This window comes from Cedecea sp. (genome assembly GCF_036500665.1).
GTDB lineage: Bacteria > Pseudomonadota > Gammaproteobacteria > Enterobacterales > Enterobacteriaceae > Cedecea.
Genome location: NZ_DASYBS010000149.1, coordinates 1 through 9946 on the forward strand (window position 1 = coordinate 1; position 9946 = coordinate 9946).

6 protein-coding genes, 1 other RNA gene and 1 pseudogene are annotated in these 9946 nt (G+C 52.3%); 2 read left to right on the forward strand and 6 right to left on the reverse strand.

All coding sequences use genetic code 11. From position 1 onward, the window contains the following. On the reverse strand, positions 1-1230 hold a 1230-nt coding region (locus tag VGM55_RS23795), incomplete at its 3' end, for an IS256 family transposase (RefSeq protein WP_331636939.1). Here VGM55_RS23795 and VGM55_RS23800 point away from each other — a divergent pair. After that, positions 1229-1558 carry a hypothetical protein gene (locus tag VGM55_RS23800; protein ID WP_331636940.1) on the forward strand — a complete coding sequence of 110 codons (330 nt, stop codon included), beginning with the start codon at positions 1229-1231 and terminating at the stop codon, positions 1556-1558. The two genes, VGM55_RS23795 and VGM55_RS23800, sit on opposite strands and share 2 nt — an antisense overlap. Positions 1559-1569: 11 nt before the next feature. Beyond that, a complete protein-coding gene (locus VGM55_RS23805) occupies positions 1570-3225 on the forward strand; it encodes an ATP-dependent nuclease (protein ID WP_331636941.1) in 1656 nt (551 codons plus the stop codon). A 57-nt stretch (positions 3226-3282) separates the two neighbouring features. On the opposite strand, the pseudogene VGM55_RS23810 reads toward VGM55_RS23805, so the two are convergent. From VGM55_RS23810 to VGM55_RS23830, 5 genes and pseudogenes are all read right to left on the reverse strand, one after another. Further along, a pseudogene (locus VGM55_RS23810) lies at positions 3283-4448 on the reverse strand (integrase domain-containing protein). 193 nt (positions 4449-4641) lie between these two features. After that, positions 4642-5005, reverse strand: a transfer-messenger RNA (tmRNA) gene (gene ssrA, locus VGM55_RS23815). A 117-nt stretch (positions 5006-5122) separates the two neighbouring features. Then, positions 5123-6286 carry an HlyD family type I secretion periplasmic adaptor subunit gene (locus VGM55_RS23820; protein ID WP_331636963.1) on the reverse strand — a complete coding sequence of 388 codons (1164 nt, stop codon included), beginning with the start codon at positions 6284-6286 and terminating at the stop codon, positions 5123-5125. 7 nt (positions 6287-6293) lie between these two features. Further along, the gene (locus VGM55_RS23825) at positions 6294-8501 is read right to left on the reverse strand and encodes a type I secretion system permease/ATPase (RefSeq protein WP_331636942.1); all 2208 of its coding nucleotides are present in this window, start codon (positions 8499-8501) and stop codon (positions 6294-6296) included. Beyond that, a complete protein-coding gene (locus VGM55_RS23830; RefSeq protein WP_331636944.1) occupies positions 8498-9904 on the reverse strand; it encodes a TolC family outer membrane protein in 1407 nt (468 codons plus the stop codon). The genes VGM55_RS23825 and VGM55_RS23830 overlap by 4 nt, the downstream gene beginning before the upstream one ends. Between the last annotated feature and the right edge of the window lie 42 nt (positions 9905-9946).

The following is a 9946-nucleotide window of genomic DNA, read 5'->3' on the forward strand; positions in this document are numbered from 1 at the left end:
TGTTTCGTGGACCTGTACCCCGTCCTTAAACGGGACGTTATTCACTACCAGCGTTAGCAGATTAAATCCCGGAAGCCGGTTCCAGTTTTTTTGTGCTGACTGCAGCAGTTTGAATACCATCGTAAGCGTGGTTTCTCTCGACCCGCAATTTTTTGCCCGTCTACTACGTAACCGCACTGTCGCAAACGCCGATTCTATCGGGTTAGTCGTCCTGATGGACACCCAGTGCTCCGCCGGAAAATCGTAAAACGCCAGCAATTCTTCACGATCCTTCTCCAGTTTGTTCATTGCCGCCGGATATTTAGGGGAATACTTTGCCAGCAGTACATCGAGGGCTTTGTTCGCCATCTGACGACTTTCCGCCTGCCAGACCTCCCGTAGTTCGCTTTTCACTTTTGGCTGCACGGATTTTGGCAGAGAGGACAGCACATTCGCGGTTTTATGCACCCAGCATCGCTGATGTACGGTATCCGGGTATATTTTGGCCAGCGCCTTCCAGAATCCCAGTGCACCATCACCGGTTGCCAGCTTTGGTGATACCGTCAGCCCACGGGCCCGAAGACCATTAAGCACTTCTGACCAGCTGGCTTCAGACTCCCGGTAACCATCCTCCACCGCAAGCAGCTCTTTACGTCCGTGTTCAGTCACGCCAATAATAACCAGCAGGCAGAGCCTGTCATCCTGCCGGACGTTGCTGTAGATGCCATCGGCCCAGAAGTACACGTACCGGGCGTCATGGAGGTCCCTCTGACACCACTGGCGGTGCTCATCCTGCCATTGCTGTTTGAGCCTGCTGATGGTACTGGCGGAAAGGCCGGAAGCATGCTCGCCGAGCAGAGAGCCCAGCGCTTCATGAAAATCGCCGGTAGATATACCGCGCAGGTACAACCACGGCAGAAGCTCTTCGACATTTTTTGCCCGCTTCAGGTAGGGTGGTAACAACGAACTGTTGAAACATATTCCACTTCCGCTGCGATCCCTGACCTTTGGAACTTTAATTTCAACATCACCAATGCCGGTCTGGATGGTGCGCGAGGGTAAATATCCGTTACGGACGACAGCCAGTCGGCCATCATCAAGTCTGTATTCGGCGTACTGCGAAAGCATAACGTTCAGTTCGGCATCCACAGCACTGGCGATCAGTTGTCGGGCCCCATTGCGAATGAGCTCATGAAGCGGATCAATAGCAGTATCTGGCTCAGGCAGAGCCTTCAGGATAGACTTACTCATGGCGTATCACCTCTCTGTTGTTGAAATCTGTCACGAAATCAATCAGCAGGATACGCCACCCTCTTCAAATCCCCGTACACCAGAAATGAGCATAACTCGTAGCATTCAGGAGTGTTTAACCTTAGGGCCAAAAGGTGGTGTATTACTCGAATATGATTCTTTTAAAGATATTTCGTTGTCGAGTGAAATGTTTGAGGTTCTTTTTAATAGAGGAAAGATAGGATCAAGAACATTTAGCTATGATGAGATTGAATTAATGTATGAGCAGGTGAAAGTTACCGACTATGGAGATCGTGTAATAATTTACGCGCAAGAAATAAATAATTGAAAGGAGTGATAATGAAACTTAATGCTCTAATTATTAAAAACTTTAAAGGTATATCCTCAGAGACAAAAGTACTAATTGATAATGTTGTAATTTTAATAGGTAGAAATAATTGCTGTAAGTCTACTGTTTTAGATGCTTATGAAGCTTATCATTCAATCGGATCGGCAAGAAGTATTGATGATTTTCATAATCGTGATGAGAGTGCTCCTATCGAAATCACAGGTGTTTTTGTTGATATTACTCAGGATGATATAGATACGATTGGTAGAGAATGGCATATTACAGATGATCCTGATTTTGGAGAATGCGCAAAATTCAAAGTTGTATGGAGTAAAGCTGATGAATCAGGAAAGAAGTATAGTTTTAGTAATAAAGTTAATGATTGGAAGGAAGGCGGAGCCGGTGGGTGGAATACAATGCTGGCGAGTAGACTACCAACTCCAATCAGAATAAATCCAAATGACTCACCTTCAGCACTTGAACAGATTGTTAAAGACTTAATAGCATCAAATGCTTTAAAAAAAATTAAAGCCGATAAGTCTAAAGTCTCAAAGATATTAGGTGAAATACAGGTTTTAGCGAAAGAAATTGAAGTTGAACTCGACGATAGTATTAAAGAAATAAGCCAAGGGATTGAAGATAATGTTGAGTCAATGTTTAATGGTTTGAAAGTTAGGTTTGAAACTGGGGTGGGTAAATTCGAACCTGAAAAAGCTATAAAAGAAGGCAGCCGATTTTATTTCGAGACTAACGGAAATGGGTCACCTTTAACACATCAAGGCTCAGGCGTTCAGCGAGCGTTTTTATGGGCATCCATTAAAACGTTAAGCTCTCGTGGTATGCTAAAAAAAGGTAAGACGGCGATTTCATCTGAAAAACCTAAAATACTTTTAATTGATGAGCCTGAGATGAATATGCATCCATCTGTAATAAGGTCGGTTAGTGAAGCTATTTATTCACTGTCAGAAATGTCAGAGTGGCAAATTTTATGTACTACACACTCTCCTATTTTTATTGACCTCACAAATCCGCACACTACCCTTATTCGTGTCAGTAATGAAAATAATAAAATTGGATACTTTCAAACTGATAAGATTAGCTTTAGTGACATTGAAAAGGATAATATAAAAACCTTGGTGAAATGTTGCCCTACCGTTAATGAATTCTTCTTTTACGAGAATGCGTTTCTTGTTGAAGGGGATACGGAATTTTTAGCTTATCAGCATTTGATTTCAGCTGAAAAGTTGAATCACAAATATTGTGTTATTAATTGTAGAGGCAAGGCAAATATACCAACCTTTATTAAAATATTCAATCAATTTGAAAGTCGAGCAATAGCAGTGCATGATTTAGACGAAAAATTTAATGACGATGGTAAAAAGAATGCAATGTGGTCAATAAATTATAGTATACGTAAGGCTGCAGATGATACAGGCGAGAGGGTTAAAACATTAGTTCATTACCCTGACTTTGAAGGTTTTTATTTTGGCGAAAAACCAACAAAGGATAAGCCATATAACCTTTTCAAACACATTACTAATAAGGACTATGATGTTGATGAAAAGTATGATTTATTCAGAAGTTCATTAAAAAGAATTGAAGATGGAACCCATTCTGGGCTTTATGATTCCGAAATGGACTTTAAAAAAAGATGGGATGACATTTAATCTTCCACCACATAAATATCAGGGGGCTTAAGGTTTTCTGTATACTTTATCCCCCCATCATTCCATAAGTTCTTTTCTATGATTCAAATATGTTGAGCGGTTATAAGCTCTGCGAACTTCGTTTTTATCGCTATGTGCAAGAGCTGACTCGATAACATCAGGATTAAAACTGGCTTTGTTGAGTGCTGTGCTCGCTATGGAACAAAGACCATGAGCAACCAACTTACCGCCATAACCTATTCGCTTTAATGCGGCATTTGCAGTCTGGCTATTCATTGGCTCTTTCGGAGCGTTTCGGCTTGGGAAAACATATTGTCGGTTGGCGCTCAGAGGCCACATAACCTCAAGAATATCGAGAGCTTGTTTCGATAAAGGAACGACATGTTCGCGCTTAGCCTTCATGCGCTCATCTGGAATAACCCAAAGGTTTAAATCGAAGTCGATCTCTGCCCACTGTGTTCCAGAGGCTTCTGACGGCCGTACAAGAGTCAGGAGTTGCCATTCGATTAGACAACGAGTTGGCACAGAGAGATTTGACATAATCAAAGACCGCATGAGCTTCGGTAATTCTTCTGGCCGCAGCGTCGGCATATTTTGTTTTTTGGGCTTCTCAAAAGCCATACCAATACCTGATGCAGGATTGGCATCAATCAGACCGGTATTAACCGCGTAAATCATTATCTCGTTAATACGCTGTACTAAGCGCCTAACTGTCTCCAGAGCTCCGCGCGCTTTAATTGGCTCTAATGCTTCAACAATCGTTCTGGCCTTTATCTCCTGTACGGGTATCGTGCCGATTGCCGGGAACACGTCTTTATCCAAAGAACGCCAGATGTCTTTTGTATAATCTTCTGTGACGCTTTTGCTTTTCATCTGGAACCAGTTAGCAGCCACAGTTGAGAAAATGCTGTCTAATTCAATCTGGCGTTGTTCTGACGCTTGTTCTTGCTGCTGTTGTGGATCCTTCCCCTGCGAGAGCGTAGATAAATGTTGGTCGCGAATTTGGCGAGCTGCTGTGAGAGTAAGGGCAGGGTATGAACCGAGACTTAAATTGGTTCGGCTAACATTTACTGGACGTTGGTAGCGAAAACGCCACAGCTTCTTACCGGAGGCTTTGACGAGCAAGAATAGGCCGTCACCATCATGAAGGGTGAAGTCTTTTTCCCCGAGGCTTGGCTTTTAAGGATTTCGTTGTTAGTGAGGGGGCGTGTGATGCTCGCCAGGTCTGAATCCCTTCCATAATTGGTACACGATTAATGGACCACGGTATAGCGTGTACCTATATGTGTACCAATTTTACTGGATTCAGGCGGATCGTCTCGGAAGGTTACAGACACAAAAAAGCCCGCAGGGCTTGCGCCATGCGGGCTCTTAGGACTTCATCGGATGACTCTGGTAATCACCGATGGAGAATTTTGGTGGAGCTGGCGGGAGTTGAACCCGCGTCCGAAATTTCTACGTCCTCGGTACTACATGCTTAGTCAGTCTTTACATTCGCCGGGCAACTGCGGACAGACACGCCATTACCAAACTATCCTGATTAGTTTTAATGCTTCAACCCCAGGCAAGGCATCCACACGATCTCTTTTGGGTTTGACCTCTCTTTGATCCCCGTCTTAAGAGCGGAAGCTAGGGAGAGAGGGCTCAGAGCAGGTTATTAAGCTGCTAAAGCGTAGTTTTCGTCGTTTGCGACTATTTTTTTGCGGCTTTTTACGAGGCCAACCGCCCCTCGGCATGCACCTTGGGTTTCGCAAATCCCGTCGAATCCAGAATCAGCCCCAATGTGTACCGGCGAGTATAACAGATTTATTACGCGCGTGACCAGCCGTCTAAAGAGAAATCCCGCCGAGTGCTGTTCGTACAAAATTCCTTCAGCACCAGCGGGATAGATGGTCAATTAACGTTCGCGCAGCGCCTCGCGGGCGCGGTTGAACGGCTTAATCAGGTACTCAACGATGGTTTTCTGCCCGGTTTTAATGTCCACGGTCGCCACCATCCCCGGTGAGATGGAGAAGTGGTGGCCGACTTTGTTCACCAGGTAGTCCTGGTTGGTGCGGATAAACACCCGGTAGTAGACGATTTCCGGCTTCACCTTGTCCTGAATGGTGTCCGGGGAGATGGTTTCCACGGTGCCTTCCAGCCCGCCGTAAATGGCGTAATCGTAGGCGGTGATTTTAACCAGCGCGCGCTGGCCGGGGTGAATAAAGGCGATGTCGCGCGGGGAGAGCCGGGCCTCAATCAGCAGGTGATCGTCCACCGGCACAATCTCCATCATCTCGCCGTTCGGCGGAATAACGCCGCCGATGGTGGTCACCTGAATGTTCTTCACGATGCCGCGCACCGGCGAGCGCACGGTCATGCGGGTGACCGAATCCTCACGCCCTTTGATGATGGCTTCCAGCATATCCACTTCGGCATTGGCCTTCGACAGCGCCTCGCGCGCCTGCACGTAATACTGCGAACGCAGATCGGTTATTCTCAGGCCCAGGTCGCTTTTTTGCCGCTGCAGGCGCAGCACTTCCACGTGGCTCGCCGCGCCGCTTTTCACCAGCCGCTGGGTGATATCCAGCTCTTTATTGACCGACGTCAGCGCGTCCCGCAGCTCGGATTCGGAGTCGTTCAGCTGCGCCCGGCGGGTTTTATACAGCCGGGTTTCAGAGGCGATAAGGTCCGGGAATGCTTTGAGCGAGTCCGGGAACTTGAGCGGCTGGTCGTTCACTTCCGCGTAAAGCCGCGCGCTGGACGCCAGAGACGCGCGGTAGCGAGCCGTGCTTTCCCCCACGTTGGACTCGGAGCGGGTTGGGTCGAGGCGGGCGACAATTTGCCCGGCCTGGACTTTGTCGCCCTCGTGCACCAGCAGCTCGGTGACTATCCCGCCGTCCAGCGACTGCAAAATCTGCTCGCGGGAGCTGGGCACCACTTTCCCGGTGCCGGTGGAGACCTCGTCCAGCGTGCCGAACCACGCCCAGACGCCGAACAGAATAAACAGCAGCGTGATGAGCAGAATAATGCGGCTCGCCCCGGAGAATTCGCTTTCGCGCTGGATGTCCGGGTCATCCATGGTGACGTCATGCTGACTGGTTTTCATTGTTCCACTCCCGCGGTGGTGTCTGGGCGGCGGCCGGGGCCTGAGCCTGAGCCGGCCTTGCGGCGCCGAGCGCCTGGGCCTTCGGTGCATCCATTACCAACTGGCCGTCTTTCAGCACCAGCACGCGTTCGACCAGTTCGAGCACCGGCACGCGGTGGGTGGCGACCACCAGCGTGCGATGGCCGAGCCACTGGTTAAGCCGCTGAATAAATTCGCGTTCGGTGTGGTCGTCCAGCGAGGCGGTGGGCTCATCGAGCAATACGATGTTGGGCGATCGCAGCAGCATTCGCGCCAGCAGGATCGACTGCCGCTGCCCGCCGGAAAGCCCGCTGCCGCCTTCCATGATTGGATGATCCAGGCCTTTGGGCAGGTGCTTCACAAAGTTGCTCGCGCCGCTCACGTCAAGCGCCTCGAAGATCGCTTCATCGCTGGCGTGCGGGGCACCGAGGGTGAGATTTTCCCGCAGCGTGCCGTAGAACAGCCGGGCGTTCTGGCTCAGGAAGCCGATGTTGCGGCGCAGATCCGCCATGTCGATTTGGGTCATCGCCAGATCGTCGAGCCGGGCTTCGCCGCTGGCCAGATCGACCCCGCCGGCAAGCGCCTGCAGCAGCGTGGATTTGCCCGCGCCGTTACGCCCGAGCACGGCAATGCGCTCGCCACGCTGGATCTCAAGGCGGGCAATACGCAGCGGAATGCGCGGATCTTCGCTGTGGTATTTGAACTGCGCGCTTTCAAACAGGTAGTGGCCGTGGAGGATGTCCTTGTGGATCAGGTTTTCATCGCGCTGGGTTTCCACCGGCAGCTGCATGATGCTGTCCAGACCCTGCTTGGCGGCTTTGACCTGCTGCCAGCGCGCAAGCACGCCGCACAGGTTGGCCATCGGGGCAATCATCCTTGAGGCCAGCATCGAGGCGGCGACCATTGCCCCGGTGGTCATTTCTCCTTCAATCACCAGCGGGGCGCCGAACAGCACCACCACCACAAAAACCAGGCTCTGAATGGTGATCCCCCAGCTGATTAAGCCCTGGGTCAGTTCACGGGTTTTCAGGCCGGATTCGGCGGTAATGCGGATGTAGCTGTTCCATTGCTGGAGGAAGCGGTTTTCCGCCTGCATCAGCTTGATGTCCTCCAGCCCCTGCACGCTTTCTACCAGCACGGCGTTGCGCAGGGTTGATTCGTGGGCGGCCTGGTTGGCCAGCGTGGCGAGCTTTTTCTGCAGCAGCAGGCCGGGCAGCACCATCACAATGGCGGCAACCGGGGCGATCCATGCCAGCTGCGGGGCGATGATCGCCAGTACGCCAACAAACAGCAGGAAGAACGGCAGATCGACGATCGTGGAGATGGTCGAGGAGGTGATCATCTCGCGGATCTGCTCCAGCTCGCGCAGCTGAGAAATAAAGCTGCCGGTGGAGCGGGGCACGGCGCTGTTGCGCAGCCGCAGGGCGTGGCTGAAGACGCGATCGGAAATGCGCATGTCGGCCCGCTTGCCCAGCACGTCCATAATATTGCTGCGCGTGACTTTCAGAATGAAGCCGAACACCACGGCGATCAGCACGCCGGTCGCCAGCACGTACAGCGTCGGGTACGACTGGGCGGGGATCACCCGGTCGTAGACCTGCATCGAGAACAGGATCCCGGCCAGCGACAGTACGTTCACCCAAAAAGCCGCCAGCATCACCGGGCCGTAAGGACGAATATCCAGCATGATCAGCTCTTTCATCCAGTCCGGGCTAAAACGCGAGATATAGGCGTCGACGCGGCTGTCTTTCAGCGCCGAGAGCGGGCGCAGGGCGGCCACAAAGCGGATCTCCGGCAGCAGCTTGCTGAGTGACTGGCGGTTGGTGTGGCGTTCGTCGTCGAAGTAGCAGATATCCACGGTGTCTTCGCCGTCAAACTGCTCGATAACCGCGATCTGGCCGTTGGCTAAGTCCACCACCACCGGCAGCCGCCACTGGGATATCGTTTTTTCTGTGTTGCCGAGCAGGTGGAAGGAAAGCCCGGCCTGGCGTGAAAGTTGGGTCAGCGCGGCGACTTTGGTTTTGTCCTTGAACCACGGGGCGTTGGCCTGAATGGTGCCGGGCGAGCAAACCACGCGGTAGTGCCCGGCGACGTGACTGATGGCGTGGGCCCATTGGGTCAGGGCCTGTTCGCTTAAAAACTCCCCGGCGGGAGAGGCTGTCTGGCTCATGGCTGGATCTCCAGTGACTGGATGTTGCGGTGTTCCAGACCAAATGCGTTGCGCATTCTGCCTGTGTTGTACAGGCAGTTAAGCTGCAGTTGATGGAGCTGGCTCAGCGTTTGTTGTTGGGCGAATCTCGCCTGGAAAACTTCCTGCTCGGCGTTGAGCACGTCCAGCAGCGGGCGGGAACCCAGGTCGAGATATTGCTGTTGATAAAGTTCACGGGTGCGGGCGCTCAGCTGTTCCTGGCGCTGAAGCACCTGCAGCGCGGTGGCAAGGCTCAGCGCCTGGCTGCGGGATTCCAGTAGCTTCTGGCGAACGTCGAGGCGAACCCGGTCAATGCCGGACTGCGCGGCTTCCACCGCATGGCTGGCGGCGTTGCGGCGTGCGGTCAGGCCACCGCCCTGATAAATCGGCATTTCGACGCGGATATACGCCGAGTATTGCGTCCGGTTAAGCACTTCGCTGCCGGAGTAGTTGTTGTTCAGGTAATGCTGGACGGACGGCTCCAGCGAGATGGTCGGCGTCATCTGGGCATTGGCGTAATCCAGGTTGGCCTGGGCAACGTTGGCCTGCGACCAGGCCGCGAGGACGGCAGGCACCAGGCGATCGTCCGGTTTCGCCACGTCGCAGCTGTTGTTCAGCTTTTTCGGAAAATCAGGGCTGACTTTGTTGAGGCTGGTCCAGCCGAGCTGGCTCATCAGCGTCGCCTGGGTGCTGTCGAGATTCGACTCGTACTGAATGAGCTGCGAGCGGGCGGATTCGATACGCGCATCGGTTTGCACCACGTCGGACATCGAGGTTGCGCCCTGGTCGTTACGCTCCTGGGTCAGGCGGCCAATGGCGGTCAGCGCGTCCAGCTGCTCTTTGGCGATGTCGACCATTTGCTGCCAGAGCTGCACCTGCACCATCGCCGAGGCGGTGTCGTGCCCGACGGTATCAATGCTCACCAGCACGTTGGCCTGCGCCTGAGCTTCCCCGGCGGTTTCGGCGCGTACCTGGCTTGCCACTTTGCCGAAGTCATACAGCATCTGGGACAGAGAAAGTACCAGCGACGGGCTGTAGCCGCTGTTGCTGTAGGTGTTGGTGTAGCCGTTGTTCATCCCGGCGCTGATTTGCGGGTAGTACTTAGATTTAGCGACGTTGATCTGTTCGGACTGGCTGGACAGTTTGCCGATAGCTTCACGAATGCTGGGGTGCCAGGTGACAGAGCGGTTGACCGCGTCGTTAAGCGTTAAGATTCCGGGCGCAGGGGCATTGAGCGGGAGGGCGGTGGAGCCATCGAGTGAGGGCAGCTCTTGTTGTTGAGCCAGACCCTGAGTCGTAATAGAAACGGGCGTGTCGTCGGCCGAGGCCTGGAGTGAAAACAGACCGCAAGCCAGCCATAACGCAACAGGCTGTAATTTTCCCATATTTTTTCCCTAATAAATGGCACTGCGTTTTTGTCTTATTCC